Raw genomic sequence first — 25,403 nt, 5'->3', positions numbered from 1 at the left:
CTCTTGATACATTCCTTACAGTAACCCCGTGCTGAATACGGCTATACTGTCTCGCCGACGACAGTCCGTCATGACGCTGAGCACGATTCCGGGCTACGACGGCACCCGGGTGTCCGAGCGGGGCGACCACGCGGTGGTGGTGGGCGCGGGCATGGCCGGTCTGTTCGCGGCGCGCGTCCTCGCCGACGCGTTCGAGTCGGTCACCGTCCTCGACCGCGACAGTCTGCCCGACGAACCAACCGCGCGACGAGGCGTGCCGCAGGGGCCACACCCTCACGCCCTGCTGGAGGCCGGTCGGGCGACGATGGCGGACCTCCTGCCGGGCTGTGTCGAGGACGTGGTCGCCGGCGGCGGCGTGGTGACCGACTTCACGCGCGGCGTCGACTTCTACAACGAGGGCGACTTCCTCGCCGAGGGACCGGTGTCGATGGAGACCGTCTCGGCGACTCGGCCGCTGTTCGAACACGTCGTCCGACGGCACGTCGCCGCCCACGACGGCGTCTCCCTCCGGACGAACTGCCTCTGTACCGAGTACTGCCTCGACGACGCCGGGACGACCGTCGAGGGCGTCGTGGTTCGTTCGAACACCGGGTCCGAGGAGCTTCCGGCGGACCTGGTCGTCGACGCCAGCGGCCGGACGAGTCGGACCCCGGCCTGGCTGGAGACGCACGGCTACGCCCCGCCCTCGGTCGACGAGGTGACCATCGACGTGGCCTACAGCACGGCGTTCCTCGACCGGCCCGCCGGCGACACCCGGACGTACCTCGTCCCGCCCTCGGCCCCCCGTACCCGCGGTGGCATGGCCGCCCCTGTCGATGGGGACCGCTGGATCGTGAACCTCTCGGGCGTCCACGGCGAGACGCCGCCGACGGACCGCGAAGGGTTCGCCGGCTACGCGGCGCGCCTCCCGGTGCCCGAACTGGCCCGACTCGTCGACGAACACGAGTGGACCACCGAGGGGGTCCACTCCTACCGGTTCCCGTCGAACCGCCGCCACCGCTACGAGACCCTCGACCGGTTCCCGGAGGGCCTGCTTGTCGTTGGCGACGCGGTGGCGAGTTTCAATCCGGTGTACGCACAAGGCATGTCGGTCGCCGCGCTCGAAGCGCTGGTGCTCCACCACGCGCTGGCGTCCGACTCGACGAACCTCCCGGGTCGGTTCTTCGACCGGGCAGCGAGCGTCGTCGACATCGCGTGGTCGCTGGCGGTCGGAGCCGACTTCGGGTTTCCCGAGACACGGGGACAGAAGCCGCGCGGGACGGCCTTCTTCAACTGGTATCTGGGTCGACTGCTCCGCCACGCTCACACCGACGGCAGGCTGACCGACGCGTTCGTGCGCGTCCTCACGATGGAGCGTCCCCCGACATCGCTGTTGCGCCCGAGAATCGCGTGGCGTGTCCTCAGACCGACGCGGTGACCTCTCCACCCCTCACCGCAGCCAGAGCAGTTGCGCGTGGAGCGTCCCCTCGATTTCGAGGACGCGCTCCTCGTCGACGATACCGGCGTCGATGGCGACTCTCACCGATTTCTCACCGACGATGTTGGCCGTCGTCGCTCGCATGAGACTGTCGACGACCGCCTCCTCGGTCGCCCGTTCGGCCTCGTCACCGCCGTAGAAGTCCTCCGTGACGTCGATGGAGACGGGGCCTTCCTCGTACGTCTCGCCGAGGCAGTCGGCGTCACAGACCGACACCAACAGACCCTCGGGCGTGTCGCGCTCGCGGAGCAGCATCACTTGTTGTCCTCGACGAGGCGCTCCTCGCGCTTCTCACGCAGTTCGTCGGCGCGTTCTTGCACCCGTTCGGCCTCCTCGCTCTCGCCGAGTTCTTCCAGGGCGAGCGCCTTCTCCTCCAGCACCTCCGCGCTTCGCATTCCCAGGCGGATGGCGTTGTCGAATGCGTTGACGGCGTCCTCGAAGAGGCCGCGCTCGGAGAGGAAGAAGCCGCGGTTGTACCACGCCTGCGGGAAGCGCGGGTCGATTTCGACCGCGCGCTCGGCGTGTTCGAGCGCCTGCTCCGTGTGGCCGTACTCCCAGAGCGCGTACGCCAGATTCGTCTCGGCGGAGGCGGCGTGCTCGGAGTCGTCGTCGATCCGCAGGGCTTCCTGGTAGGCGCCGATGGCCTCGTCGTACTCCTCTAATTCGGCGTGCGCGACGCCCTTGTTCACCCACGCTTCCTGGGCGTCGAGCGAGTCCTCCTCGGCGAAGCGGGCGGCCCGTTCGAACGTCTCGGTCGCCTCCTCGAAGCGGTTGATCCCCATGTAGGAGAGGCCGACCTCGATGAGGTCGCCGACCTCGACGTCGTCGCGGTCGATGTTTCGACGGTCGAGGATATCGGAGAGGACGCGGGAGTCGACCGGGTCGACCTTCGTCGGGTCGACCTTGAGTTCGGGAGGGTCGAGGGTGAACTGGTCGTAGTCGGCGTCGACCCCCTGTCCCTCCGAGAATCGGTGTCTCTTCGGTGGGTCGCCGTCGTCTGTCATACCTCGCGGTTGGCGGTCACGGTGGGTAAGGGTTACGTCACGGTTTTGGGTCTCGGACGTGTCGCGGGGGATATGCGCCTCTTCGTCGCCGTCGACCTCCCGGACGAACTCGCCTCCTCGGTCGTCGACGCCCAACGGCGGTTCGACGACGCGCCCGGTCTCCGACTCACCGACTCCACCCAGGCGCACGTCACGCTCGCGTTCCTCGGAGACGTCGAGGAGGACCGCCTCGCCGAGGTCGAAGGAGCCGTCGAAGCCGGCGTGCGCGACGCCGCCGTCGGCCCGTTCGAGGCGACCGTCGGGGGGTTCGGCGTCTTCCCCTCGCTCGACTACATCAGCGTCGTCTGGACCGGCGTCCGGCAGGGCACGGGCGAGATGAACCGCCTCCACGAGTCGATCCAGGCCGAACTCCTCCCCCTCGGGTTCGAGCCTGACGACCACGCGTTCACCCCGCACGTCACCCTCGCTCGAATGGACGACGCTCGGGGGAAGGAGACCGTCCAGCGGGTCGTCCGCGAGGAGGACCCGACCATCGGGAGCTTCCGGGTGGAAGAGGTCCGACTGAAACGGTCGGACCTGACGCCCGACGGGCCGTCGTACTCGACCGTCGAGCGGTTCCCGCTCTGAGATTCGGCCGTTCGTCCCGGTCGTCGCTGCTCACTTGTCTCTCGCTTCCGAGACGGAGTTCTGCGTTCCCTCGCGAGCGGGACGTCTGGTGGGAGGCGAGGCCCACGGTCGCCGTCTCGACCTGATTCTGTATCGCACTATCCGGTTTACCTCCCGCTCCGCCGCCGACCGACTTGTCCGTCTGGAACGGGCTGTTCAGGTCTCTGAACGGCCGGATTCGTCATCTCTCGCCTGGGTGCTTCGCACTCGTTCCGTGGTCGTTGCGTTCCGTCCACCACCGTCGGCTCTCACGCCTCGGTCGCGCCGTCGGCAGCGACAGACTGGTCGGTGTGTCGCGGCGAACGTCGGTGTGGCACCGAGGTGCCTCGCCTCGTACACGAACAGACGCGTCGGGGTCCCTCCGTCACCGCTGTCCTCTGGCACCGCGTATCGCCCTGTCACTGCCGCATCGGGGTGTCGCGCGAGCGGCGACTCCGCATCTCCCGGCTGATACCGTCGATTCGGGTCACGAGGGACGCGAAACGCTGTTTTCCGGACGTTCGCCGAGCCTGCCGCTCCGAGAAAATACACCACATGTTGCGATATCGAATCGCTCCGACACGGTGACGACTTATATCCGACCGCCGAGACCCGGGCGTATGGAGCGTATCTGTGTCTACTGTGGCTCACGTCCGGGAACCGACCCCGCCTTCGTGGACGCCGCCAGGGCGTTCGGTCGACTGCTCGCCGAGCGCGACCTGGGTCTCGTCTACGGCGGCGGCGACGTCGGACTCATGGGGGCCGTCGCCGACAGCGCGCTCGCCGCCGGCGGCGAGGTGATCGGCGTCATCCCCGAGGCGCTGTTCGAGCGCGAAGTCGCCCACGAGGGGGTGACCGACCTCCACGTCGTCGACTCGATGCACACCCGGAAGCGCCGAATGGCGGACCTCGCCGACGGCTTCGTCGCCCTCCCCGGGGGGTTCGGCACCCTGGAAGAACTCGTCGAGATGCTCACCTGGGCCCAGTTGGGTTTTCACACCGACCCCTGCGGGTTGTTGAACGTCTCGGGCTACTACGACGGCCTCGTCTCCTTCTTCGACGCGCAGGTCGACGCCGGCTTCGTCGAACCGCGACACCGAGAACTGCTCGTCGTCACCGACGACCCGACCGGTCTGCTCGACCGCTTCGCGGCGTACGAGTCGCCCGTGCGCGAGCAGGTCGTCGACGACACGGAACTCTGAGGCGTTCCGGCGGAGGATTTTGGCGCTGCACCGTCGGAGACGTGTACACGACGCTCGTCGAAGGTGATTCGGGCCCACGAGCGCCTTCTCGTCCACAACTCGCGGTGTTCGTCCGCCACGAAACGAGAGGGCGCCCGTCGCGGTTCCGGCGACAGGGGGTTTCGTATCGTGGTACCGGGTTTATATTTCGGGAGTTCCCGTTCGGCGTTCGGAGACGAAATCGGCATCCAGAAGCCGTATTCACGGGTTTCTCACCGAGAAGAGACTGCCGTCGCTTCGGCTGTGCGCTCGTGAACAGGAATCTGCGGGTCGCGTCGATGGGGTCAGGTGTTCGGTCGACGCCGACGAGTCGAGCCACGACGGCCGACCGTCGTCGCCGAGACGGACGTCGCGCAGCGTCGACGTCCGCTCACCCCCCTTCGCTCCCGCGTGGTCTCGTCCCGCAGTCCGGTGCTGTGGCCCGCCCTCGGTCGGTCCGCGAGCCGCACATTTCAGACGGGAGCGGTCTCCCGCTGCGTCCCGTACCGGCATCCGCTCCCGTCCCGTTGGGGTCCACACAGCCGAATTCGGACGCTTTAGTCCGGTTCCGCTGGCTTACTCGATATCGCTGTCTTCCCGTCGTACACCGTATGCGACGATACGAAACTCCCTGGTAGCCCGGAGCGAAGACGGCACCGACGGTCGCTCGCCTGTCGCGTGCGACCAGCCCGCTCGCGCCGGAGACGCGAAAGAACAAGATTTTATGCGGCGCTCAAGAAGTACCCGTCACTATGGGTAAGAAATCGAAGGCCAAGAAGAAGCGGCTGGCCAAGCTCGAGCGGCAGAACAGCCGGGTGCCCGCGTGGGTCATGATGAAGACGGACATGGAGGTCCAGCGCAACCCCAAGCGACGCAACTGGCGCCGCAGCGACACGGACGAGTAACCGATGAGCTCCAGTGACTTCGAAGAGCGTGTCGTCACCGTCCCGCTCCGCAAAGTGAAGGCCGTCCCGGACCACGAACAGGCCGGGCGAGCCATGACGCTCGTCCGCGAGCACCTCGCGAAGCACTTCAACGTCGACGAGAGCGACGTCCGTCTGGACCCGTCGCTCAACGAGACCGTCTGGGCTCGCGGCCAACAGAACCCGCCGAGCAAACTCCGGGTCCGCGCCGCACGGTTCGTCGAGGACGGCGAACCGATCGTCGAGGCCGAGCCCGCACGATAACACACGTGCTCCGCGTCTCCTTCGCCGGCTCGTCGTATATCGGTGTCTTCGCGTGCGCGACGGACGACTGTCTGCTCGTCCGACCGGACGCCGACGCCGACCTCGTCAGCGCGCTCGGCGAGGAACTCGACGTTCCCACGCTGGGGACGACCGTCGGCGGCTCCGCGACCGTCGGCGCGCTCGCGACCGGCAACGAGAACGGAGTCCTCGTCACGAGCCGGTCGACGGAGCGCGAGCGCGAAGCCATCGTCGAGGCCGCCGACCTCCCGGTGTACGAACTGCCCGGTCGCATCAACGCCGCCGGCAACGTCGTGCTCGCGAACGACTACGGCGCGTACGTTCACCCGGAGCTCTCCGACGACGCCGTCGCCGTCGTCCGAGAGGCGCTCGACGTGCCGGTCGAACGCGGCGACCTCGCGGACGTCCGCACCGTGGGAACGGCCGCCGTCGCGAACAACCGCGGCGTGCTCTGTCACCCCAAGTCGCGAGAGCCGGAACTCGAAGCGCTCGAGGAACTGCTCGACGTCCGCGCCGACATCGGCACGGTAAACTACGGCGCGCCGCTGGTGGGGTCGGGTCTCGTCGCCAACGAGACGGGCTACGTCGTCGGCGAGGACACCACCGGCCCCGAACTCGGTCGAATCGAGGACGCCCTCGACTACATCGACTGATTCCGCTCTCGGTCGCCGAACCCGACAACTCCGAGTAGGAAGACTCTTCCCGCTCCTTCTCCCAGGCGTAGACATGAGCCAGTTTACGGTGAGCGGCCGCTTCCGGACCCGGCACGGGCTCCAAGAGTTCACGAAGAGTATCGATGCACCGAACGAGTCGGTCGCTCGCGAGCACGTCCTGTCGCAGCTCGGCAGCGAGCACAACCTCAAGCGCACCCGGATCGAACTCGGGGAGGTGACCGCCGCATGATGGGTGGCGGCGGCAACCAGCAGCTCCAGCAGCTCTCCCAGGAACTGCAGGCCATCCAGGGCGAGATCGACGAGCTCGAAGCCGAAATCGACGACTACCAGAACGAGCAGGACGAGATCGAAGAGGCCGTCGACGCAATCGAGACGCTCGAAACCGGCTCGACCGTGCAGGTCCCGCTCGGCGGCGGCGCGTACGTCCGCGCGGAGATCCAGGACATCGACGAGATCATCGTCGACCTCGGCGCCAACTACGCCGCGGAGCAGGAACAGGAAGCCGCCGCGGAGGCGCTGAACCACAAGAAGGAGGCCCTCGACGACCGCATCGACGAGGTCCGCGAGGAGATCGACGAGCTCGAAGACGAGAGCTCCGAGCTCGAACAGCAGGCCCAGCAGATGCAACAGCAGATGCAGCAACAGCAGATGCAGCAGATGCAGCAGATGCAGCAGGCCGAAGACGACGGCGACGCCGAGTAACCGCAGATGTTCGACGGGCTGAAGGAGAAGCTCAACAGCTTCCGCAAGGACGTCGAGGAGACGGCCGAGGAGAAAGCCGACGCCGAAGTCGAGGCCGACGCTGAGGCCGAGACCGCACCCGACGACGCGGTCGCGGCCGACGCCGAAGCCACGGCCGCCGTCGACACCGACGACACGGTCGACACCGAGGACGAGGACGAGACGACGTCCGCCGACGCCTCCTCGACTGACGCCGCGTCCACCGACGGGACGGTCGAGTCGGAAGCCGCGCGCGACGTGTCCGCCGACGCCGACGCGGCCACGTCTCCCGACCAGGCCGACGCGGCCGACACCGAGCGGACCACGACCGAGGCAGCGACGGACGCCGTCGACGACGCCGACGCCGAGGTCGCTCCCGAGAGCGAGGCCGAGGACGTCCCGGAGGACGTCGACCTCTCGGACTCTGCCACGGACGAGACGCTCGCGGCCGAGGGTGTCGAATCGGCCGTCGAGGACGCCGCCGGCGGCAGGGAGGCCAAGAGCGCCAGCACCTTCCAGCGCGCCAAGGCGTTCGCTACGGGCCGTATCATCATCGAGGAGGAGGACCTCGAAGAGCCGCTCTGGCAACTGGAGATGGCGCTCCTCGAGTCCGACGTCGAGATGAACGTCGCGGAGGCCATCCTCGACACCATCCGCGAGAAGATGATCGGCGAGTCGCGCAAGCAGGTCGACACCACGGCCGAACTCGTCTCCGAGGCGCTCTCCGAGGCGCTGCTGGAGGTCATCTCGGTCGGCCAGTTCGACTTCGACTCTCGAATCCAGGAGGCGGACAAGCCCGTCACCATCATCTTCACCGGCGTCAACGGCGTCGGCAAGACCACCTCGATAGCCAAATTAGCCCGATACTTCGAAGATCGAGGCATCTCGACCGTCATGGCGAACGGCGACACCTACCGCGCGGGCGCCAACGAGCAGATACAGCGCCACGCCGACAACCTCGGGAAGAAGATCATCACCCACGAACAGGGCGGTGACCCGGCGGCGGTCATCTACGACGCCGTCGAGTACGCCGAGGCGCACGACATCGACGTCGTCCTCGGGGACACGGCCGGGCGGCTCCACACCTCGAACGACCTGATGTCCCAACTGGAGAAGATCGACCGCGTCGTCGACCCCGACATGACGCTGTTCGTCGACGAGGCCGTCGCCGGGCAGGACGCCGTCCAGCGGGCGAAGAAGTTCAACGAGGCGGCCGAAATCGACGGCGCCATCCTCACGAAAGCCGACGCCGATTCACAGGGCGGGGCGGCCATCTCCATCGCCTACGTCACCGGGAAGCCCATCCTCTTCTTGGGGGTGGGCCAGGGGTACGACGACCTCACCCGGTTCGAGCCAGAGGAACTCGTCGAGAGCCTCCTGGCCGCCGACGAGTGAGACCCGGCGCGCACGGGCAGGCCGGCCCCTTTTGACGGTCGGCCCCCCTCTTCCGGTATGAGCACCATCGTAGGGCTTCGGTGCCGGGACGGCGTCGTCGTCGCCGGCGACCGACTCCAGGTTCGAGACGGACACGTCAAGAGCCGCGACTACGAGCACGTCTTCGACCTCTCTGCCGACGAGGGCGACGTTGGCGCCGCCGCCAGCGGCAGGAACGTCGGCGAGTTCGCCGACGAACTCGAACACGCCCTCCGCTCGTATCGCCTCGACCGCGGAGCGGTCGGGTCCGAGGCGTTAGAGCGCCTCGCGAGCGACGTCGCCGCGGAGACGGGGACCGAGGCCATCGTCGCGACCCGTGACGACGACGGACGTGCGGCGCTTGCGACCGTCTCCGCGGACGGGGCGGCGCGCGCGGACTCCCCGGCCGTGTTCGGGACCGGCACCTCGCTCGCGCTGGGTGTACTCGAAGACCGGGACGTCGCCGAGCAGTCGGTCTCCGAGGCCGAGACGGCCGTCCGAGAGGTGTTCGAGGCCGTGTCGACCCGCGACCCCGAGACCGGCGAGGCGGTCGACGTCTGGACGCTCGTCGACGAGGATTAGACGACGAGCGTCCCCGCGAGCACGACCATCACGGCGCTGGCGACGTACTGCAGGCCTCGTGAGAGCCGACTCCGGGCGAGCAACTGCCCGGCCCGGTTCGACGCGAGCGCCACGCTCGACAGGTAGACTGCGGTGACACCGGCGTAGAGCGCCCCGAGGAACGCCATTCGTGTGGGGGCGCCGGGACCGGACCCGGCGAACCCCGGCAGGAACGCGAGGAAGAACAGCGCCACCTTCGGGTTGAGCGCGTTCACGAGCACGCCGCGCCGGAAGCTCCCGCCCTCGTGACTCTCGGTCGTCGGGTCGAACTCGTCGGTGCGGAGTGCCTGCGCCGCGAGGTAGATCAGGTACACGGCACCCGCGTACTTCAGGAGGGTGAACGCGGTCGGCGCGGTCTTCAGGAGCGCCGAGACACCGAGTGCGGCCGCGAGCGTGTGTCCGAGGACGCCGGTCGCGACGCCGAGCGCCGAGCGAACGCCGGCGTCGGGTCCCTGGAGGCCGCGGGCGAGGACGTACATGGTGTCCGGGCCGGGTGCGAGAATGAGCGCCACCGCCGCCGCGAGGTACGCGACGAGGAGGGTGGACTCGAAACCGAGGAGGGACCCGACCGGGAGCATCGTGTACGTCTGCTTGACGAGGGGTAGGTAAGTATCGTGTGGATGCGGCCGGGGTCGCGTACAGTTCGACCCGGCCCGTTCGCGAGGTGACCCACGCGCCGACCGGCCCCTGCGGTGGCGCGACAGTCGCGGCTCCGGCCGCGACGACACGCGAGGGATGACCGAGTGACCGAGCGAAGCGACGGAACGAAGGAATCGGCTGGGGAGGCGTGTGGCGTCAGCGCCCCGGCAGCCGTGCGGTCTTTCCCTCCTCGCCGCTCGACGTCTACGGTTCTCGTCTCGTCGAATCCGCACCCTGAGCCGACGAACAAAGCCTTTACCGCCTCCGTCTCGTACCCCGAGCCAATACGATGGTACTCGACAACCTCGGGAGTTCGCTCAGGGGCTCGCTCGACAAGCTCCAGGGGAAGTCCCGACTCGACAAGGACGACGTTCAGGAGATCGTCAAGGAGATCCAGCGCTCCCTGCTCTCCGCCGACGTCGACGTGAGCCTCGTGATGGACCTCTCCGACTCCATCAAGACGCGCGCGCTGGAGGAGGACCCCCCGGCGGGAACGAGCGCCCGCGACCACGTCCTGAAAATCGTCTACGAGGAACTCGTGGGTCTGATCGGCGACTCCACCGAGATTCCTCTCGAACCGCAGACCATCATGCTCGCCGGCCTCCAGGGGTCGGGCAAGACCACCACCGCCGCGAAGATGGCGTGGTGGTTCTCGAAGAAAGGGCTCCGTCCCGCCGTCATCCAGACGGACACGTTCCGGCCCGGCGCGTACGACCAGGCCAAGCAGATGTGCGAGCGCGCGGAGGTCGATTTTTACGGAGACCCCGACGCCGACGACCCCGTACAGATCGCCGAGGAGGGCCTCGAAGCCACGGAGGACGCCGACGTCCACATCGTCGACACCGCCGGCCGCCACGCGCTGGAGGCCGACCTCATCGACGAAATCGAAGAAATCGAGTCGGTAGTTCAGCCTGACCTGAACCTCCTCGTCCTCGACGCCGCCATCGGACAGGGCGCGAAGGAACAGGCCCAGGAGTTCGACGGCTCCATCGGCATCGGCGGCGTCGTCATCACGAAACTCGACGGGACGGCGAAGGGCGGCGGTGCCCTGACGGCTGTCAACGAGACCGACTCCTCCATCGCCTTCTTGGGCACGGGCGAGACGGTCCAGGACATCGAGCGGTTCGAGCCGAACGGCTTCATCTCCCGCCTCCTGGGGATGGGCGACCTCAAACAGCTCTCCGAGCGCGTCGAGCGCGCGATGGCCGAGACACAGGCCGAGGACGACGACTGGGACCCCGAGGACATCATGAAGGGGTCGTTCACCCTCAAGGACATGAAAAAGCAGATGGAGGCGATGAACAAGATGGGGCCGCTCGACCAGGTGCTCGACATGATTCCGGGCCTCGGCGGCGGGCTGAAGGACCAGCTCCCGGAGGACGCGATGGACGTCACCCAGGACCGCATGCGAAAGTTCGAGGTCATCATGGACTCGATGACCGACGCCGAGATGGAGAACCCCCGGTCGGTCGGCGCTCAGCAGGTCCGCCGCATCGCCCGCGGCTCCGGCACCGACGAGGAGACGGTGCGCGAACTGCTCCAGCAGCACAAGATGATGGAACGAACCCTCAAGCAGTTCCAGGGCATGGGCGACGGCGATATGCAGCGGATGATGAAGAAGCTCCAGAACCAGGGCGGCGGCGGCATGGGTGGCATGGGCGGCATGGGTGGGGGCCCGTTCGGCGACTGATTCTCCCGTTCGACCTCGGTACCACGTCGAGTACTCGCGTTCTTCCCGCGAGAAGCCGGCACCGTCTCAGTCGTCGCTTTTCGGCCCCCGCGTCGCCTCGGGGACGCTCGGATGACGTCTCGTCGCTGTGAGCCTCCCTCTTCTGTCTGGTTGCTGTAGTTATCTCTTGACGCGACGTACCTTCGGGGATGTCACACACCGTCTTCGTCACCGGTGTGGCCGGCACGACCGGCCGCGAACTCGTCCGCCTGCTCGCGGCGGCGGACGTCGATGTCCGCGCGGGCGTCCACACCCCCTCGAAGGCCGACTTCCCCGAGAGCGTGGACGTCCGCGGCATCGACTTCGAGGACTCGGAGTCGCTCCGCGACGCGTTCGACGGCGTCTCGAAGCTCTACCTCCTCACGCCGTTCGTCCCGCACGACACCGAACTCGTTCGGGCGGCGGTCGACGCCGCCGTCGAGAGCGGGTCGACCACGTCGTCCGTCACTCGGCGCTCGGTGCCGCCGAGGCCGAGTTCCTCCCGGCGAAGTGGCATCGCGCGAGCGCGGTCCTGACGAGTGAGGGGCACGAACACCACGGGGAGGCGTATCGCCTCACCGGACCGGCGGCGCTGACGTACGAGGAGGCCGCCGCGGTCCTCTCGGAGGCGCTCGGTCACGACGTCCGGTACGTCGAGGTGTCGGAGGCCGACATGCGCGGGTCGCTCGCCGAGCGGGGGATGCCTCCCGCGCTGGTCGACGCGTTCACCGAACTGCAGGCGTGGTTCGACGCGGGCCACGGCCGCGAGGTGTTCCCCGACGTCGAGACGGTTACTGGGACACCCGCGACGCCGTTCGAGACGTTCGCCGCCGACTACGCCGACGCGTTCGGACGCGAGTAGTTCCCGTCGAACCCGCCGAGAAAGCTTATACTCGCTGCTCGAATAACTCTCGCATGCGATTCCCCGAACTCCACGGCCGTGACCTCGACGGCCGTTCGGTAACGCTTCCGGCTGACGTCGGTTCGGGTCCGACGCTGCTTCTCGTCCGCTTCGCGCCGCAACTCAGTCGCGAGGCCGAGACGTGGCTCCCGCTCGTCGACGACCTCGCCGCTGCCGCCCCCGATTTCTGGTGTTACGACCTCCTCGTCCTCCCCGAGTTCCCCGACGGCGTCGAGGACTCCCTCACCGACGACCTCCACCCGACCCTCACGGACGGCGGCGACCGCTCCGGCGTCCGGTCGCTCACCGCCCACACCGACGTCGACGCGTTCCGCCGCGCGCTCGTCCTCGACCGTCCGGCGCAGACATACGCGCTCTTGCTTCGGGGCGGTCGTGTCCGGTGGCGGGCGTTCGGCCCGCTCACGGTGCCGCTCGAACGCAGCCTCCGCGCGGCCGTCGCCTCCCCGTCGGGGGACGCGAACGACCTCGTCGTCTCCTGACACTGTCGCCTGTCAGTCCGTACCGCGTTTCCGCACCCGGAGTGTCGGCTGTAGCGAGACAGGCACGACCGACAGTGTGACCGTCCGGCCGTCTCGCCCGATTTTTACCCTTCCGCCGTGAAGCGCCTCCGATGACCGTCCGTGAGGTGGCGCTGGACGCCTACCGGGAAGCGCTGCCCGCGCTCGTCGCCAGTCTGCTCGGTGGGCTCCTCGCGGGCGTCGTCCTCAGCGGGATGCGTCCGGAACTCCGGGAAGTCCCCGGCCTTCTCGTCCTCATTCCCGCGCTGTTGGCGACCCGGGGGAACGTCTACGGGTCGTTCGGCGCGCGCGTCGCGACCGCGCTCCACCAGGGGTTCGTCGAACCGCGCCTCTCGGCGGCCGACCGACGACTCGGTGCGGCCGCGACGGCGGCTATCGCGAACGGTCTCCTCGCCTCGACGTTCGCGTCCGTCGTCGTTTTCGCCCTTCTCACCGCCCTCGGCACGCCGGTTGCCCCGCTCCCGACGCTCGTCGGCATCGCGCTCGTCGCCGGCGTCCTGTCGGGTGCGGTCCTGACCGTCGTCGTCGTGAGCGTCGTCTTCGCCGGCTACCGACGCGGCCGCGACCCGGACACGCTCGTCGGCCCCATCGTCACCACCACCGGTGACGTCTTCGGCGTGCTCTTCCTCCTCCTGGCCGTTCGGCTCGTCCTCGGACTCGCTGCCGGAGGCGGTGGGTGATGCCCACCGAGTGGTCGGTCCGGGCCATCACCCGCGCGATGCTCCCCGTCCTCCTGGCGCTCACGCTGGTCGAAATCGGGTCGGGGCTCGTCCTCGGGAGCTTCGAGTCGTCGCTCCTCCGCTTTCCGACGCTTCTCGTGTTGGTGCCGGTCACCATCGGCACCGCCGGGAACCTCGGGAGCATCCTCGCGGCGCGCCTCTCGACCGCCTTCCACCTCGGGACGCTCTCGTTCGACCCGCGCGACGAGGCGCTGGCCGGGAACGCCGTCGCCACCGTCGCGCTCTCGGTCACCGTCTTCCCCGTCATCGGGGCGGGCGCGTGGCTCCTCTCGACGCTCCTCGGCATGGCGCGCCTCCCGCTGTCGACAGTGCTCGCCGTCGCCGTCACGAGCGGTGTCGCGCTCGCCGTCCTCGCCATCGTCGTCACGCTGGTCGCGACGTACGCGGCCTACCGGTTCAGCCTCGACCCCGACGACGTCGTCATCCCGCTCGTGACGAACGCCTCGGACGTTCTGGGGGTGGTGGTGCTGTTCGGAACCGTGCAGGTGTACGTGTGAGTCGCCGGGCTGTGGGCGAGGGGTTTCGTCTGAGCCGGTAACTCAGTGAACGTACCGATGGGTGAACGATGGTTCGTCGGTGAAAGTCGCTGAGAACGGAGTGACCGCACGGTACACGGACTCGGTGGACCGCAGCCTCACCCTCCCCAGCCGGTGGCTCGCGCACAGAGGCGCGAGCCGGCCCTCGCGCGTTCACTCGCTTCACTTCGCTCGCTCGCTCATCGCCGCCGGCCGCACCAGTGCGGAGCGGTGGCGCGTGCTGGCGCGGCCTCGTGCCGCGCCGGCATCGTGCGAGGGATGAGCACCGCAGCGAGCGGAGCGAGCGAGGAGCGCAGTCGGCTGGGGAGGTCTGTGGCCTCATCGCGCCCGTGTACCGCGCGGTTGCCGTCTCGTTGCCCACTCTGTTGACGCGTTTTCCGGACACGTCTCCACCGATCAACACGTCTACCCACCGACCACCGCTCACCAGTATCGTCCGGACTCCTTTTCACACCGGTCACCCTCCTACGCGTCATGACCGCGCGCTCGCTCCCGGGTCGCGACCGCCCCTACGTCGTCGCCCCGTTCCTCGGTATCCTCGTGACGATTCCGGTCCAACTGTTGAGCGGCGCGCTGGGGCTGGTCCCCGCACAGACGGTCCTCGTCGCGCTCATCGCCGCCGGACTGGTCGGTGCCGCATTCGGCACGCGGTACGCGGGCGAGACCGTCTCCGCCGCCTCGCTGACCGCGTCGCTCGCCGCCGGGGGCGCGGTCATCGTCCTCATCGTCGCCGGATCGCTGTAGGCTAGCGCTGGCTCTGGTACAGCAGCACCACGACGGCGACGGCCGCGAACAGGTTCGGGAGGAACGTGAACGGGCCGAACGGCGTGGGTCGGAAGCCGAGGACGGCCGGGGCGAGGGGGTTCGACGTCAGCGCGTACAGCAACAGCGCGACGCAGAACACGACCAGGCTGAGGGTGAAGGGGTTCGGAAGCCGGCGGTAGAGGCTCAGGTACGTCCCCGCCAGCGCTACGAGCGTCACCACGGTGAAACTCGTCACGAACCAGACCGCGTGACGTCGACGTTCTCACGCTCCGACATCGACCGACGCGCATTTGACCGCCCGTCACCGAGTTCCGACCGTGCCCTCGGCGTCGCTCGTCGTGCTCCAGTCCGACCTTCTCGTCGTCCTCGGCGACGTCCTCCCCAGAGTCGCGCGCATCGCCGCCTTCATCGCCGTCGGGGTGTTTCTCGCGAATCTCGCGGTCGGCTTCGGCCTCGTCGAGCACGTCGCCGGCCTCTCGCGGTACCTCACGCGCCCCGCGCGTCTCCCGGACGAGGTCGGCACCGCCATCCTCACTACCGCCGCCTCGACGACGGCGGGCTACGGCATGCTCGCGGAGTTCCGCGAGTCCGGCCGCCTCTCCGACCGCGCGACGCTCGTCGCCGTCACCATCAACACGTTCTTCGGGTTCGTCCAGCACATCTTCACCTTTTACGTCCCGGTCCTCATCCCCATTCTCGGGTTCGAGGTCGGCGTCATGTACGTGGGCGCGCGGGCGCTCGTCGCGCTCGGCATCACGCTCGCGGGCGTCGCCGCCGGCGCGCTCCTCCTGAGAGGAGACGACGTCGACCGCTCGGCGACGGTGACCACCTCGACCGACGGCGGCGCGCCACCCGCCGACGACGCGCCAGAGACGCGTCGTGAGGTCGTCGAGCACGCGTGGAACCGGACGCTGCCGAAACTGCGCCGTATCGTCCCTCGCCTCGCCGTCGTCTACACGCTCGTCGTCGTCCTCACCCGCACCTACGACCTCACCGCGCTCACGAGCGTCGCGGACCCGCTCGCCACCGTCGTCGGCCTCCCCGGCGCCGCCGTCCCGGTCATCGCCGTCTTCGCGCTCGACACGACGGCGGGCGCGGCCACCATCGCTCCACTCGTCGGCGTCGAGTTCACCCCGCGACAGGCCGTGGCGACGATGCTCCTCGGGGGCATCGTCTCCTTCGCCGTGTCGACGTTCAAGCGGTCCATCCCGTTCCAGTACGGCATCTGGGGCCCCGCCTTCGGGTCGAAGGTCATCGCGGTCAACACCGCGTTCAAGGTCGTGTTCATCGGCCTCGCCGTGACGGTGTTGCTGGCCGCGTGACCCTCTGAGGTCGTTCTCCGAGCGACAGACCGACTCGGCGCTCTCCGTCTCCCCGTTCCGTCGCCGAGCGGAACGGCTGCGTGGCTCTCCGGTCGGGTCGAATCGGTCGTAGGGGCCGCAGAACCGTCGACCGTGCCGAACGTCACTCCGTCCCGACGACCCCGGACTTCTTCGCGACGGCACCGTCCGGATTGGGGAGTTGCGCCTCGTACTGTTCGGGCGAACTGAACGTTTCGATCATCGAGGCCAGCGTGTGGATCGATATCTGCCCTGGGGCGTACTCGCTGGTGTCCGACGGCAGCGGCGCGTAGCCGAGTTTCGAGCCGTAAAGCGGCGCGACCGCGCGTGTGTGGCTGCCGACGCCGCCCATCGCGATTCCGGCCACCTGCTTTCCTTCGTCGGTCGCCCTGTGGACCGCGTTGAGCATCCGGAGCGCATCGCCGTACGACTCTGCGAACGTCGCCACCTTCGCGACCTCGCCGTACTGCGAACACTGCTCGAAGATGGCGTCGAGCGTCTCTTGGTCCGGCGTGTCCTCGAAGGCGTGATACGAGATGATGACGTCGACGTCGTTGTCGCGGAACTCCGGAATCACCCAGCCGCTCCCGCGGGCCGTCTCCAGTTCGATGTCGACCATCTCGACGCAGTCGAACTCGGACGCGGTGAACAGGAGGTCCAACCGGCCGGTGTCTCGCGCCTGCCCACCGAACCACTGACCGCGATTGGTCGCGATGAGAGAGAGTTCGCCGTCGTACTCGGACAACTGTTCGATCGGGTCCTCCGCCTTGTCCATCCGAAACTCGATTACGTCGGCTACGTCTCTGACTTTTGGCTCCCGTGTCAGGTCATTTGTCGTGGCAGCAAGCGCGAACCCGTCCGGTTTCATTGCGCCTCGTTACTCCATCCACGCATTAAAAACGTTCGAAGCGAACAGTATAATTTCTACTCATTCAAAATAGAAATATACGGTCTGGGGCACACGCAGTCGGAATTTGTGAGCAGTCGTCCACTCTCCGCAAAAAGGACTGCTGCTCACGACCCGGGTGGCTCGACCGGTTCTGTCCGTTCCACGCGAGCAGTGGCTTCCGTCCACGCTGGTGTTGCTAATAAGTAACTTATGCGATATATTAGAAAAGTACTCAGATACTTGTAACTACTATACGTTGGAACTCACGACATATCTACGAACGTTCAACGTGAGCTGACCTCCAGAAAGCGACTTTTTGTGGGCCATAACACGGAGATCCTGTCGTCGCTTGGTTCGTCGAGATCAGCGGTACGTCGTTTCGTCGGATACCAACATAATATCATATAAGTGTCTCATATATGGACAAAAAGAAAATTTACCGTCTATAAAGCCATTTATTTTTATATACATTCATGAAATATAGTTTTTGTGATTCTCCTATCTTCTCATCATTTGTAAACATATCAGAAAATTTTCTTAGTGTTCAAATTGTTATTTCATCTCTATCTCTTTCCGGGTCACCTCCAAGCGAAGACGCCGGGTACTGCCATTGCCGGCCGAACAGAATCCGTCGAGGTCCTTCGGCTACGCCCGCGCCGCACTCTTCACTCGACGAGCAGGGACACGACGGGACACGGAGCGTCGAGGAGAACCGACTGTGCCACGCTTCCGAACAGCATCTTCCCGGTCCGCGACCGGCGCCGCGGACTGACGACGATGTACCGTGCCTCGTGTTCGGATGCGTACTCGACGATCTCCGAGGCAGGGTCACCGATCAGCCCGACGGCTTCCGTTTCGGCGGCGACCGTACACCGATCGAGTACGTCCGAAGAGACCGTCGCAGCGGTCGAGCGCAACTCGTCGACAGTCATCGGTTCGTCGCTGCTGACGCCGTCCTGCTCGGCCTGGACGACCTCGGAACGCTTCATGACGTGCACCACGTGAACCGGGTCACCGAACGCCTCCGCTAGGTCGTTGGCGTGTTCGACGACGGCACTCGCTCTGTCCGAGTCATCAACGGCTGCTACGACTACCATGCCCGATGATTGCTCCAACCGGTGTTAAATTTTTTTCGGCCCCCTCACACGATGGGCGTCGCTCGTCGTTCCGCGAGCGTGGCCGGCCGCGACACCTCCACGACTGACGGTCCCAGTTACGGGCACGAAACCGCCACTGGTGGTTCGAAGGGGCGTTCCTCTCCTCGCGGACCAGCGGTCGAACGACGGTGTCTGGACGAAAGGATTTATGCAGGTACTGTCTGAACCATCGTCCGATGGCCTCCATCACAGAGGTGTTCCTCTCGTCAATCCTCCCTATCGTCGTGATCATCTCGCTGGGGTTCGGCCTGAGTCAGCGACAGGAGATCAGGACGGACTCGCTCAACACCCTGACCCTATACATCCTGACGCCTTCGCTCATCTTTCACAGTATCGCGCTCACGGAACTGGAAGCGACCGCCCTCCTCAAAATCACGGTCGGGGTCGTCGCGTTCCTCTCTGTCGTCGTTCTGGTCAGCTTCGCGTTCGGGAGGGGGACCGGGAAGGAAGGGGCTCACCTCAGCGCGTTCATGCTGATCGCCGTCTTCGGCAACACCGGCGGCTTGGGGATTCCGTTGGCGGATTTCGCCTTCGGGAGCCTCGGACGCCAGACGGCGGTCCTGTTCGCGGCGATACACGGTGCGGTCGTCTTCACCGTCGGGCTCTTCATCGCGTCCCGTTCGGGCGGTGGGTCCGCGCGGGGAAGCCTCAGACGGGTCTTCCGCTATCCGCTCGTTTACGCCGTCATCGCCGCCGTTGGTATCCGTTTTCTCGGTGTGGCCCCCGCGGCGGATTCCGTGGCGATGCGGACTATCGGTCTCCTCGGCGATTCAGCCATCCCGGTGATGCTCATCATCCTCGGCGTGCAACTGTCCCGGACCGAGTACCGGAGCGCGTTGCCGATGACGACGACACCGATCGCGTTCCGCTTCGGCGTGTCGCCCCTCGCTGGACTTCTCGTCGCGTCCCTCCTGGGCTTTCAGAATTCGACCGTCGCACAGGTGTTCGTCCTGCTGACGGCGATGCCCGTCGCGATCGGTCCGATCATCTTCGTCGTCGAGTTCGCACAGGAGGCGCGAGTGGACGGCGTTTCGCTGCCCGAACTAGTCTCTGCGAGCATCTTCGTCACGACGCTCCTGTCGATCCCGCTCGTCACGGCGATCGTCGTCCTGTTGAAATCCGGTCTGATCATCTAACGGCGCGAAGCGCGTGATGTCCGAATCGAACGGACGAGTGTTCGATGAGAACCTGCCGGCCGCTCAGAGCAACCCGACGAGCCTGGGAAGCGCCAGGGAGATGGACGGGACCATGATGACCAAGAGCAGCACGACAGCCAAGGGGAGATAGTACGGGAGCATCGCGCGCATGACTTCGTCCAGCGACTCTTCGGTGATCCGTTCGAGCACGAAGAGGATCAGCCCGAACGGCGGCGTGACGAGGCCGTACATGAGCGTCAGCACCATGACGATCCCGAAGTGAATCGGATCGATCCCCAACTGGGGATACAGCGGCGCTAACATCGGGACCATGATCAGGAGGACCGCCGTCCCCTCCATGAACGTTCCCAGCACCAGGAGGATGAGGGCCAGGGCCAACATCGTGACGACCGGGCTCGGGGAGAAGCCCACGACGGCGTCGCCGATGAGTGACGGAATCCCGGCCAGCGTCAGCCAGTACGCGTACAGGTTCGCGAAGCCGAAGATGACGACGATGCTGGCCGTATCCTCGAACGTGTCCTTCCCGACCCGATAGAGGTCACTCAACGTGATGGACTTGAAGTAGAAGAACCCGAGGAGGAGCGCGTAGACGACTGCGACGAGGGCCGCCTCGGTGGCCGTGAACAGACCACCGAGAATGCCGCCGATGATGATCGCCGGAGCGAGGAGCCCCGGCGCCGCCCTGACGAACGTCTCGAACAGCCGCGTCAGTCGGAACTCGCTCCCGCCGGGCCAGTCGTTCTTCCAGGCCAGATAGTAGACCGTCGCCATCATGCTCCCCGCGAGGAGGAACCCCGGAACGACACCGGCGATGAACAGCGTGCCGATCGACTCCTGGGCCAACACGGCGTAGATGATGATGGGGATGCTCGGCGGGATGATCGGACCGATTATCGCCGATGCCCCGGTGACACCGACCGCCGACTGTCCGTCGTAGTCGTTCGAGGTCATCGCCTCGTACTCGACGGTGCCGATGCCTGCGGCGTCGGCGACTGCGGAGCCACTCATCCCGGAGAAGATCAGGCTGACGATGACGTTCACTTGCGCGAGTCCGCCACGGAGCGGCCCCACGAGTTCGGTGGCGAAGTCGAACATGTCGTCCGTGATACCCGTCTCGTTCATTATCCTGCCCGCCAAGAGGAAGAACGGCACTGCGAGGAGGATCCAGGAGGTCATCCCCGCCCAGACTCGCTGGGTGAGCACTGTCAGATTGAGCGGCGGGCCGATCGGTAAGAGCATGATCGTGATGACCGTCGCTCCCAGCGAGTAGGCCGCGGGGACCCCGATGGCGTAGAACAGCATCAGGAATCCGACGAAGGCAGCCAGTAACAGCTCAGACATTCGTCCCACTCCTGATCGCTTCGAGTCTGTTCCGGGTGTCGATCAGGACGTACATGAAGAGGCCCAGGAAGCTCAGTCCGAGGAACATGAAGCCCCAGCCGACTTTGAACCATCCGATCATGGGAAGTCCCACGTCCCCAGTCGTGATGTTCGCGAGGTAGGCCGACCAGACCAGCACGAGCGAGAACACCAGCAGGATGGCGTTTCTCACCAGCAAGAACGCGTCCGTCCGGGTCGTGATCCGCCTGAGGACGGGGAGGAACGAGATGTCGGAGTCGTGTTTGAACAGGTAGGGGACGCCCGCGAGCGTCATGAACGCGAGGAGGGTCCTCGCCACCTCGAACGTCCACAGGAGGTTGACCGGGAGGCCAATGTACCGATTGAGCACCTGCAGTATCCCGACGACGAGTATCACTCCGAGCAGTAGTACCCCTATCGAGACTGATAGCTTGTCGAACCAGTCCTGAGCCATAGATAGCCAAACCAGGTCATACGGTATTAAATCTTTGTTCCTACATTTCTCGACCGGACTCGCTCCGCTCCGTCGCAAACGGGTCGGTGACGCGCTCTTTTCCCGAACTGCCGTCGTAGCGTCGCTCTCTGACCGGTTCGTCGGAGGGTTCCTCGTCCGACTCGCCGGGTCTGTGACCCCGCTCGGAGGACGTTGGAGTCGAACGGAGCGACCCGAAAGCATTTGTCCGAGTCCGTCGACCGCACGTCCATGGGAGACACGGACACGCCGTATCCACGGAGTCTCGCCCACGTCGCCGTCACGGTTCCCGACGTCGAGGAGGCGCTCGACTGGTACCGGGACGTCTTCGGATGGACGCTTCTCACAGAGCCCCGTGCCGTAACGGGAAACGACGGGTACGGCGGCAGACGGGCCGTCGACGTGCTCGGCGAGTTCTCCGAGATGACGGTCGCTCACCTGGTGACCGGGAACGGAATCGGGGTGGAACTCTTCGAGTTCGCCAGTACTGGGGAGTCGAATCGGAGCGACATCACACAGCCCGGATTCTTCCACATCTGCGTCGTCGACCCGGACGTCGAGGGACTCGCCGAACGAATCGACGAACGCGGCGGTGAGCACTACTCACGGATCTGGCGGCTGTTCGAGGAGGACGAAGAACACCTCCTGACGTACTGTACGGACCCGTACGGCAACTTGGTCGAAATCTACTCACACAGCCACGAAGGGATGTTACTGGCCGAGCCCTGCCCCACGGACGACTCGTGAGCGTCGCCCGGTTCGGGGCGAGTGATACACCTCCTCGTGGGCGATGCGTCTTCGAAGATGTGACGATTTGAAGATGTGACGAACGGGCTACGAGCCACGTTCGACGGCTGACCGCCCTCCGGGGGCGGGTGCATCCACATGCTATAATACGCACCTGGTACAAGAGATAGTCGATTCAGATGTTCTCGTCCGATCCGGTGCACGTCGACCATCCGCTCGCCGACCCCGTTCACCTCACTTGGTGGGGTGCGGGGACGTGGGAGATCGAGATCGGCGACGTCACCCTCGCGGTGGACCCGTACCTGAACCCGACGTCGGGCGTCGACCACGCGCTCGTCACCCACGAACACAACGACCACTGTCACGTCCCGACGCTCCGCGCCCTGCTCGACGACGGCCTGGAGGAACTGATCGTCTCACGCCCCTGCCTGTTCGACTCCCAACACTGGTTCGCGTCGCCCGAGTTGCCGCTGTTGGACGAGTTCGACCCGACCGTGCTCTTCCCGAAGTACTACCAGAAGACGGTGATCGGCGGGGAGCGGAACGACAAGCCGAAGTGGCAGGAACCGGCGCACGCCACGAACCAGGTCCCGTCCGAACTCGACCTCGGTCCCGTTCGGATCACTGCGGTCGAAGCACCCGGCGAGGAGCCGAACATCTCGGCACCGCACGAGATCATCGGCCCCGTCGCCAATCTCGCGTACCTCATCGAGGACACCCGCAGCGACTTCTCGATTCTGGCCCTCGGGGACATCCGCACTCCCTACCCCGAGATGCTCGAGTTCGCCGACGAGGTGGACATGGTCCTGTATCCGCTGGGCAAACCGCTGAGCACCCACGACGACCCGCTCGACTATCAGATAAAGACCGACATGCTGTTTCTCGACCTCCTCCAGCCCGACTACCTCGTTCCGGGCCATTACCGCCACGAGGGCGACTACCCGATTCCGAAAGCGTACGACGAGAGCGATCCGGACGAGTATCGGTTCCTGATCGGCCACGGCTTTCCCAGCGTCGACGACCCCGACCGGTACGTCGACGCGCTTCGTGACGCTATCGACGCCGCTCCCGAAGTCGAGACGGACGTGCTCCCGCTCCGTGCCGGGAAGCGGTACACGCTAGAGTGAGAGAGAACACGAGTTCGAGAGAGTCCGCTCTCGCTTCGATGTCGCGGTCGGACCGGATTTCCGGGGTTCGTACCCACGAAAGAGCCAGCAAACGGGGTGAGTCACACGCAATCGTCGCTCGAACCCGCTCTCTCGTCGGACGCCCGCTGTCGAGCGCACCTCGTCGTTCGGTACGGGTCGTGCTTCAGGCGAGATCCAAGACGGCGTCGATGTCGGCTGCCCACTTCGACTCGGAGAGTTCCTGCAGGGCCGGCATGCCCGCGTCGACGAACGCCTGGCGGTCGATCTCGTCCCGCTGGACGATCGTGGTCCCTTCGTCCCGCGCCTGGTCGTAGAGGGTCTGTTCGTTCTCCCTGATCGTCTCGGTGATCTGGCCCGTGGCCTCCTGCATTGTCGAGCGCAGCAGGTCCTGATCGTCGCTACTGAGCCCTTGGTAGAACTCGTCGTTCATGATGAAGTGGTTCACCCCCAGCAGGTGGTTCGTGACCGAGAAGTGCGACTGGACCTCGTAGAGGCTCGTCGACATGAACTGCGAGATCGGTCCCTCGGAGGCGTCGGCAACGCCGGTCTGGAGCGCGGAGTACAGTTCGTCGAAGGGCACCGGCGTCGGTTGCGCACCGATCTCGCCCCAGACGCTCGTCCACGTCTCGAACTGCGGGAGTCGGAGCTTCACACCCTGGACGTCCTCGGGGGTCGTCACGGCGAAGTTGCTCGTGAAGCCGCGGTTCCCCCAGCGGAACGAATCGCCCAGTCGGAGCCCGTTCTCCAGCAGGATTCCGTTCAGCCCGTCCTCGGGCATCAGGTACTCCTCCTGGACGGCCTTGTAGTGTTCCATGTTCCTGATGACGAACGGGTCGCCGGCGAAGGAGTACTCCGGCGCGAACCGCTGCGCCATCGTCGGGGGGCTCTCGCTGACGATGTCGACCGTCCCGGACTCCAGCGCGCTCATGTTGTCCTCCGACCCGCCCAGCGTGGCGGCCTGGAGGTTGACCGTGATGCGGCCGTCGGTTTCGGACTCGATGGCGTCGATGAAGTGCTCCGAGATGGCCTGGACCATGATGTTCTCCGGTGGCTGCGTGGTCGCCAGGTCGATGGTGAGTTCCTGGCCCCCCCGGACGAACCACCGGATTCGGTCTGACTGCCACCGCTCTCGGTCCCGCTGCTCTCGCCCCCGCTTCCACCGCTGCTCCCGCCGCTGCTTCCACCGCTGTTGTTCTCGCCGTTGCCGCCACCGCTCCCGGCACACCCCGCCAGACCGACGGTGCCGACGGTCAGTGCGAGACCACCCTTCTTCAAAACGCTCCGTCGCGTTGCTGGCTGCTTGTCTCGAGCCATGACTGTTCCGCTGTGCTAATAATTATTAAATGTTATGATGTGGGTGGTTGCGGTGGAGACACGATCGACGACCGAGGCGGATGGCGGACACGGCGGTCGCGGTGGTCTCCACCTCACGGTCGGGGGTGGTCACGACTCGCCGCCGCATCGGGTTCCGTCGACATGGCTCCCGTCGTCTGAGGTGGCTGAGACGACCACACGGGACGAAACGACGGTCGACCCCTCCTTCCTACCGACACTTTTACAACTCTGATCAGGGAACCGCTAGATGGACATGAGCCTGAGTGAAGTAACCGAGGGTATCGACCAGATTCAGTTCGAGAACGTGCGCGTGCTCGTCCTCCGGGACGTCCCCGACGGGCGGACGACGCTGGTGGACACGGCGTTCAGGGAGAACGGGGACGAACTGGTTCGCATCCTCGAAGACGAGTACGGCACCGTCGACCGCGTCGTCATCACGCACGGGGACCACGGCCACCACGGCGGTCTCAAACACGTGATGGACGCGTTCTCGCCCGAACTCCTCATGCCGGCCGACGAGACGAAGCTCTACACGCACCTCGAAGAGGAGGGGTACGACATCGAACCGGACGTCGCCTACGAGGACGGCGACCTGCTGGAGGGGAACATCCGCGTGATCCAGGTTCCGGGACACACCGAGGCGACCTCCGCGCTCCTGCTCGAAGACCGCGGCATCCTGATCTCGGGCGACACGCTCGACGGGTCCGACCGCGGGGGCCTCCCGGCCGGATATCTCCTCCCTCCGCCGGCGTTGTTCAACGACGACCACCGGGCGGCCGAACTGAACCTCTACAACCTCCTCGAACACGACTTCGAGACGCTTCTGGTCTTCCACGGCTCGCACGTCTTCGACGACCCCAAGGGGAAACTCGACGACTTCCTCGTCGAGCGCGAGTGGAACGAGTGGGACCCGCGAACCGAATAGGCGACGTCGCTCCCGTCCCGCGTCTGCCGCGCTCGTTCGTCGGCCGGCACGACCCCTGAGTCGGGTC

The 25,403-nt window shown here is 66.2% G+C and carries 31 protein-coding genes; 22 read left to right on the top strand and 9 right to left on the bottom strand.

All coding sequences use genetic code 11. The features are described 5' to 3' along the window. The first annotated feature begins 70 nt into the window (after positions 1–70). Complete coding sequence (locus C2R22_RS19820) at positions 71–1,417, top strand: FAD-dependent oxidoreductase (RefSeq protein WP_103427300.1); 1,347 nt, start codon at positions 71–73, stop codon at positions 1,415–1,417. A 12-nt stretch (positions 1,418–1,429) separates the two neighbouring features. On the opposite strand, the gene C2R22_RS19815 is transcribed toward C2R22_RS19820, so the two are convergent. Both C2R22_RS19815 and C2R22_RS19810 read right to left on the bottom strand, forming a co-directional pair. Then, complete coding sequence (locus C2R22_RS19815) at positions 1,430–1,732, bottom strand: DUF424 domain-containing protein (RefSeq protein WP_103427299.1); 303 nt, start codon at positions 1,730–1,732, stop codon at positions 1,430–1,432. Further along, a complete protein-coding gene (locus tag C2R22_RS19810; protein ID WP_103427298.1) occupies positions 1,732–2,481 on the bottom strand; it encodes a tetratricopeptide repeat protein in 750 nt (249 codons plus the stop codon). Before C2R22_RS19810 ends, C2R22_RS19815 begins: the two co-directional genes overlap by 1 nt. Positions 2,482–2,553: 72 nt before the next feature. Here C2R22_RS19810 and thpR point away from each other — a divergent pair, with 72 nt between their 5' ends. The 9 genes from thpR to C2R22_RS19765 all read left to right on the top strand — a co-directional run bounded on the left by thpR (position 2,554) and on the right by C2R22_RS19765 (position 8,940). Beyond that, positions 2,554–3,108: an RNA 2',3'-cyclic phosphodiesterase gene (gene thpR, locus C2R22_RS19805; protein WP_103427297.1), complete on the top strand. Its 555-nt coding sequence runs from the start codon at positions 2,554–2,556 to the stop codon at positions 3,106–3,108. A 638-nt stretch (positions 3,109–3,746) separates the two neighbouring features. Beyond that, positions 3,747–4,328, top strand: coding sequence for an LOG family protein (locus C2R22_RS19800; RefSeq protein ID WP_103427296.1), 582 nt, complete (start codon positions 3,747–3,749; stop codon positions 4,326–4,328). Between the two features lie 770 nt (positions 4,329–5,098). Further along, a complete protein-coding gene (locus C2R22_RS19795; RefSeq protein WP_103427295.1) occupies positions 5,099–5,251 on the top strand; it encodes a 50S ribosomal protein L39e in 153 nt (50 codons plus the stop codon). A gap of 3 nt (positions 5,252–5,254) precedes the next feature. Next, positions 5,255–5,533 carry a 50S ribosomal protein L31e gene (locus C2R22_RS19790; protein ID WP_103427294.1) on the top strand — a complete coding sequence of 93 codons (279 nt, stop codon included), beginning with the start codon at positions 5,255–5,257 and terminating at the stop codon, positions 5,531–5,533. A gap of 5 nt (positions 5,534–5,538) precedes the next feature. Continuing rightward, positions 5,539–6,204 carry a translation initiation factor IF-6 gene (locus C2R22_RS19785; RefSeq protein WP_103427293.1) on the top strand — a complete coding sequence of 222 codons (666 nt, stop codon included), beginning with the start codon at positions 5,539–5,541 and terminating at the stop codon, positions 6,202–6,204. 73 nt (positions 6,205–6,277) lie between these two features. Further along, on the top strand, positions 6,278–6,454 hold the full coding sequence (rpl18a, locus tag C2R22_RS19780; RefSeq protein WP_103427292.1) for a 50S ribosomal protein L18Ae: 177 nt from the start codon (positions 6,278–6,280) through the stop codon (positions 6,452–6,454). Further along, positions 6,454–6,927, top strand: a complete 474-nt coding sequence (gene pfdA / locus C2R22_RS19775; protein WP_103427291.1) for a prefoldin subunit alpha — start codon at positions 6,454–6,456, stop codon at positions 6,925–6,927. The genes rpl18a and pfdA overlap by 1 nt, the downstream gene beginning before the upstream one ends. Positions 6,928–6,933: 6 nt before the next feature. Continuing rightward, positions 6,934–8,340 carry a signal recognition particle-docking protein FtsY gene (gene ftsY / locus C2R22_RS19770; RefSeq protein ID WP_103427290.1) on the top strand — a complete coding sequence of 469 codons (1,407 nt, stop codon included), beginning with the start codon at positions 6,934–6,936 and terminating at the stop codon, positions 8,338–8,340. A gap of 57 nt (positions 8,341–8,397) precedes the next feature. Continuing rightward, positions 8,398–8,940 (top strand): Ntn hydrolase family protein, encoded by a 543-nt coding sequence (locus tag C2R22_RS19765; protein ID WP_103427289.1) that lies wholly within the window; start codon positions 8,398–8,400, stop codon positions 8,938–8,940. Here C2R22_RS19765 and C2R22_RS19760 read toward each other — a convergent pair. Continuing rightward, on the bottom strand, positions 8,937–9,557 hold the full coding sequence (locus tag C2R22_RS19760; RefSeq protein ID WP_103427288.1) for a LysE family translocator: 621 nt from the start codon (positions 9,555–9,557) through the stop codon (positions 8,937–8,939). The genes C2R22_RS19765 and C2R22_RS19760 overlap by 4 nt on opposite strands. 350 nt (positions 9,558–9,907) lie before the next feature. Here C2R22_RS19760 and C2R22_RS19755 point away from each other — a divergent pair, with 350 nt between their 5' ends. The 7 genes from C2R22_RS19755 (at position 9,908) to C2R22_RS19725 (ending at position 14,786) form a co-directional block, all read left to right on the top strand. Then, positions 9,908–11,308: a signal recognition particle protein Srp54 gene (locus C2R22_RS19755; RefSeq protein WP_103427287.1), complete on the top strand. Its 1,401-nt coding sequence runs from the start codon at positions 9,908–9,910 to the stop codon at positions 11,306–11,308. 188 nt (positions 11,309–11,496) lie between these two features. Further along, positions 11,497–11,862 carry an SDR family oxidoreductase gene (locus C2R22_RS19750; RefSeq protein ID WP_103427286.1) on the top strand — a complete coding sequence of 122 codons (366 nt, stop codon included), beginning with the start codon at positions 11,497–11,499 and terminating at the stop codon, positions 11,860–11,862. A 122-nt stretch (positions 11,863–11,984) separates the two neighbouring features. After that, on the top strand, positions 11,985–12,188 hold the full coding sequence (locus C2R22_RS25300; RefSeq protein WP_162562575.1) for a hypothetical protein: 204 nt from the start codon (positions 11,985–11,987) through the stop codon (positions 12,186–12,188). A gap of 53 nt (positions 12,189–12,241) precedes the next feature. Continuing rightward, complete coding sequence (locus tag C2R22_RS19740) at positions 12,242–12,727, top strand: hypothetical protein (protein ID WP_103427285.1); 486 nt, start codon at positions 12,242–12,244, stop codon at positions 12,725–12,727. Positions 12,728–12,858: 131 nt separating this feature from the next. Then, positions 12,859–13,446 (top strand): magnesium transporter, encoded by a 588-nt coding sequence (locus C2R22_RS19735; RefSeq protein ID WP_103427284.1) that lies wholly within the window; start codon positions 12,859–12,861, stop codon positions 13,444–13,446. Beyond that, entirely contained in the window at positions 13,446–14,003 is a 558-nt protein-coding gene (locus C2R22_RS19730; RefSeq protein ID WP_103427283.1) for a magnesium transporter, read from the top strand. The genes C2R22_RS19735 and C2R22_RS19730 overlap by 1 nt, the downstream gene beginning before the upstream one ends. Positions 14,004–14,516: 513 nt before the next feature. Further along, entirely contained in the window at positions 14,517–14,786 is a 270-nt protein-coding gene (locus C2R22_RS19725; protein ID WP_103427282.1) for a hypothetical protein, read from the top strand. Between the two features lies 1 nt (position 14,787). On the opposite strand, the gene C2R22_RS19720 is transcribed toward C2R22_RS19725, so the two are convergent. Next, positions 14,788–15,027, bottom strand: a complete 240-nt coding sequence (locus C2R22_RS19720) for a hypothetical protein (protein ID WP_245902828.1) — start codon at positions 15,025–15,027, stop codon at positions 14,788–14,790. Between the two features lie 118 nt (positions 15,028–15,145). Here C2R22_RS19720 and C2R22_RS19715 point away from each other — a divergent pair, with 118 nt between their 5' ends. After that, positions 15,146–16,129, top strand: a complete 984-nt coding sequence (locus C2R22_RS19715) for a nucleoside recognition protein (RefSeq protein WP_103427762.1) — start codon at positions 15,146–15,148, stop codon at positions 16,127–16,129. 142 nt (positions 16,130–16,271) lie between these two features. Here C2R22_RS19715 and C2R22_RS19710 read toward each other — a convergent pair whose 3' ends face one another. Together C2R22_RS19710 and C2R22_RS19705 are read right to left on the bottom strand one after the other, a co-directional pair. Beyond that, entirely contained in the window at positions 16,272–17,015 is a 744-nt protein-coding gene (locus C2R22_RS19710; RefSeq protein WP_103427280.1) for a type I 3-dehydroquinate dehydratase, read from the bottom strand. Positions 17,016–17,701: 686 nt separating this feature from the next. Beyond that, a complete protein-coding gene (locus C2R22_RS19705) occupies positions 17,702–18,133 on the bottom strand; it encodes a universal stress protein (protein ID WP_103427279.1) in 432 nt (143 codons plus the stop codon). Between the two features lie 236 nt (positions 18,134–18,369). On the opposite strand from C2R22_RS19705, the gene C2R22_RS19700 reads away from it, so the two are divergent. Continuing rightward, positions 18,370–19,329 (top strand): AEC family transporter, encoded by a 960-nt coding sequence (locus tag C2R22_RS19700; RefSeq protein ID WP_103427278.1) that lies wholly within the window; start codon positions 18,370–18,372, stop codon positions 19,327–19,329. A 63-nt stretch (positions 19,330–19,392) separates the two neighbouring features. On the opposite strand, the gene C2R22_RS19695 is transcribed toward C2R22_RS19700, so the two are convergent. Together C2R22_RS19695 and C2R22_RS19690 are read right to left on the bottom strand one after the other, a co-directional pair. Continuing rightward, complete coding sequence (locus C2R22_RS19695) at positions 19,393–20,691, bottom strand: TRAP transporter large permease (protein WP_103427277.1); 1,299 nt, start codon at positions 20,689–20,691, stop codon at positions 19,393–19,395. Next, positions 20,684–21,163, bottom strand: a complete 480-nt coding sequence (locus C2R22_RS19690) for a TRAP transporter small permease subunit (RefSeq protein ID WP_103427276.1) — start codon at positions 21,161–21,163, stop codon at positions 20,684–20,686. The genes C2R22_RS19695 and C2R22_RS19690 overlap by 8 nt, the downstream gene beginning before the upstream one ends. Before the next feature lie 249 nt (positions 21,164–21,412). On the opposite strand from C2R22_RS19690, the gene C2R22_RS19685 reads away from it, so the two are divergent. After that, positions 21,413–21,928 carry a VOC family protein gene (locus tag C2R22_RS19685; protein WP_103427275.1) on the top strand — a complete coding sequence of 172 codons (516 nt, stop codon included), beginning with the start codon at positions 21,413–21,415 and terminating at the stop codon, positions 21,926–21,928. Positions 21,929–22,107: 179 nt separating this feature from the next. After that, entirely contained in the window at positions 22,108–23,055 is a 948-nt protein-coding gene (locus C2R22_RS19680; RefSeq protein ID WP_103427274.1) for an MBL fold metallo-hydrolase, read from the top strand. 184 nt (positions 23,056–23,239) lie between these two features. On the opposite strand, the gene C2R22_RS19675 is transcribed toward C2R22_RS19680, so the two are convergent. After that, complete coding sequence (locus C2R22_RS19675) at positions 23,240–24,301, bottom strand: TRAP transporter substrate-binding protein (RefSeq protein ID WP_216824760.1); 1,062 nt, start codon at positions 24,299–24,301, stop codon at positions 23,240–23,242. Positions 24,302–24,664: 363 nt separating this feature from the next. Between C2R22_RS19675 and C2R22_RS19670 the strand changes: the two genes are divergently transcribed. Continuing rightward, the gene (locus C2R22_RS19670; protein WP_103427760.1) at positions 24,665–25,336 is read left to right on the top strand and encodes an MBL fold metallo-hydrolase; all 672 of its coding nucleotides are present in this window, start codon (positions 24,665–24,667) and stop codon (positions 25,334–25,336) included. Positions 25,337–25,403: the final 67 nt, after the last annotated feature.

Source organism: Salinigranum rubrum (assembly GCF_002906575.1).
GTDB classification, from domain to species: Archaea; Halobacteriota; Halobacteria; order Halobacteriales; family Haloferacaceae; genus Salinigranum; species Salinigranum rubrum.
The sequence above is the reverse complement of the archived record's forward strand: the minus strand, read 5'-3'. Positions and strand labels throughout refer to the sequence as shown.

Excerpts from the sequence above, each read along its gene's own strand:
- C2R22_RS19820 (WP_103427300.1), top strand. The coding sequence starts at position 71 with ATGACGCTGAGCACGATTCCGGGCTACGACGGCACCCGGGTGTCCGAG.
- C2R22_RS19815 (WP_103427299.1), bottom strand. The coding sequence starts at position 1,732 with ATGCTGCTCCGCGAGCGCGACACGCCCGAGGGTCTGTTGGTGTCGGTC.
- C2R22_RS19810 (WP_103427298.1), bottom strand. The coding sequence starts at position 2,481 with ATGACAGACGACGGCGACCCACCGAAGAGACACCGATTCTCGGAGGGA.
- thpR (WP_103427297.1), top strand. The coding sequence starts at position 2,554 with ATGCGCCTCTTCGTCGCCGTCGACCTCCCGGACGAACTCGCCTCCTCG.
- C2R22_RS19800 (WP_103427296.1), top strand. The coding sequence starts at position 3,747 with ATGGAGCGTATCTGTGTCTACTGTGGCTCACGTCCGGGAACCGACCCC.
- C2R22_RS19795 (WP_103427295.1), top strand. The coding sequence starts at position 5,099 with ATGGGTAAGAAATCGAAGGCCAAGAAGAAGCGGCTGGCCAAGCTCGAG.
- C2R22_RS19790 (WP_103427294.1), top strand. The coding sequence starts at position 5,255 with ATGAGCTCCAGTGACTTCGAAGAGCGTGTCGTCACCGTCCCGCTCCGC.
- rpl18a (WP_103427292.1), top strand. The coding sequence starts at position 6,278 with ATGAGCCAGTTTACGGTGAGCGGCCGCTTCCGGACCCGGCACGGGCTC.
- pfdA (WP_103427291.1), top strand. The coding sequence starts at position 6,454 with ATGGGTGGCGGCGGCAACCAGCAGCTCCAGCAGCTCTCCCAGGAACTG.
- ftsY (WP_103427290.1), top strand. The coding sequence starts at position 6,934 with ATGTTCGACGGGCTGAAGGAGAAGCTCAACAGCTTCCGCAAGGACGTC.
- C2R22_RS19765 (WP_103427289.1), top strand. The coding sequence starts at position 8,398 with ATGAGCACCATCGTAGGGCTTCGGTGCCGGGACGGCGTCGTCGTCGCC.
- C2R22_RS19760 (WP_103427288.1), bottom strand. The coding sequence starts at position 9,557 with ATGCTCCCGGTCGGGTCCCTCCTCGGTTTCGAGTCCACCCTCCTCGTC.
- C2R22_RS19755 (WP_103427287.1), top strand. The coding sequence starts at position 9,908 with ATGGTACTCGACAACCTCGGGAGTTCGCTCAGGGGCTCGCTCGACAAG.
- C2R22_RS19750 (WP_103427286.1), top strand. The coding sequence starts at position 11,497 with ATGTCACACACCGTCTTCGTCACCGGTGTGGCCGGCACGACCGGCCGC.
- C2R22_RS19740 (WP_103427285.1), top strand. The coding sequence starts at position 12,242 with ATGCGATTCCCCGAACTCCACGGCCGTGACCTCGACGGCCGTTCGGTA.
- C2R22_RS19735 (WP_103427284.1), top strand. The coding sequence starts at position 12,859 with ATGACCGTCCGTGAGGTGGCGCTGGACGCCTACCGGGAAGCGCTGCCC.
- C2R22_RS19730 (WP_103427283.1), top strand. The coding sequence starts at position 13,446 with ATGCCCACCGAGTGGTCGGTCCGGGCCATCACCCGCGCGATGCTCCCC.
- C2R22_RS19725 (WP_103427282.1), top strand. The coding sequence starts at position 14,517 with ATGACCGCGCGCTCGCTCCCGGGTCGCGACCGCCCCTACGTCGTCGCC.
- C2R22_RS19710 (WP_103427280.1), bottom strand. The coding sequence starts at position 17,015 with ATGAAACCGGACGGGTTCGCGCTTGCTGCCACGACAAATGACCTGACA.
- C2R22_RS19705 (WP_103427279.1), bottom strand. The coding sequence starts at position 18,133 with ATGGTAGTCGTAGCAGCCGTTGATGACTCGGACAGAGCGAGTGCCGTC.
- C2R22_RS19700 (WP_103427278.1), top strand. The coding sequence starts at position 18,370 with ATGGCCTCCATCACAGAGGTGTTCCTCTCGTCAATCCTCCCTATCGTC.
- C2R22_RS19695 (WP_103427277.1), bottom strand. The coding sequence starts at position 20,691 with ATGTCTGAGCTGTTACTGGCTGCCTTCGTCGGATTCCTGATGCTGTTC.
- C2R22_RS19690 (WP_103427276.1), bottom strand. The coding sequence starts at position 21,163 with ATGGCTCAGGACTGGTTCGACAAGCTATCAGTCTCGATAGGGGTACTA.
- C2R22_RS19685 (WP_103427275.1), top strand. The coding sequence starts at position 21,413 with ATGGGAGACACGGACACGCCGTATCCACGGAGTCTCGCCCACGTCGCC.
- C2R22_RS19680 (WP_103427274.1), top strand. The coding sequence starts at position 22,108 with ATGTTCTCGTCCGATCCGGTGCACGTCGACCATCCGCTCGCCGACCCC.
- C2R22_RS19670 (WP_103427760.1), top strand. The coding sequence starts at position 24,665 with ATGAGCCTGAGTGAAGTAACCGAGGGTATCGACCAGATTCAGTTCGAG.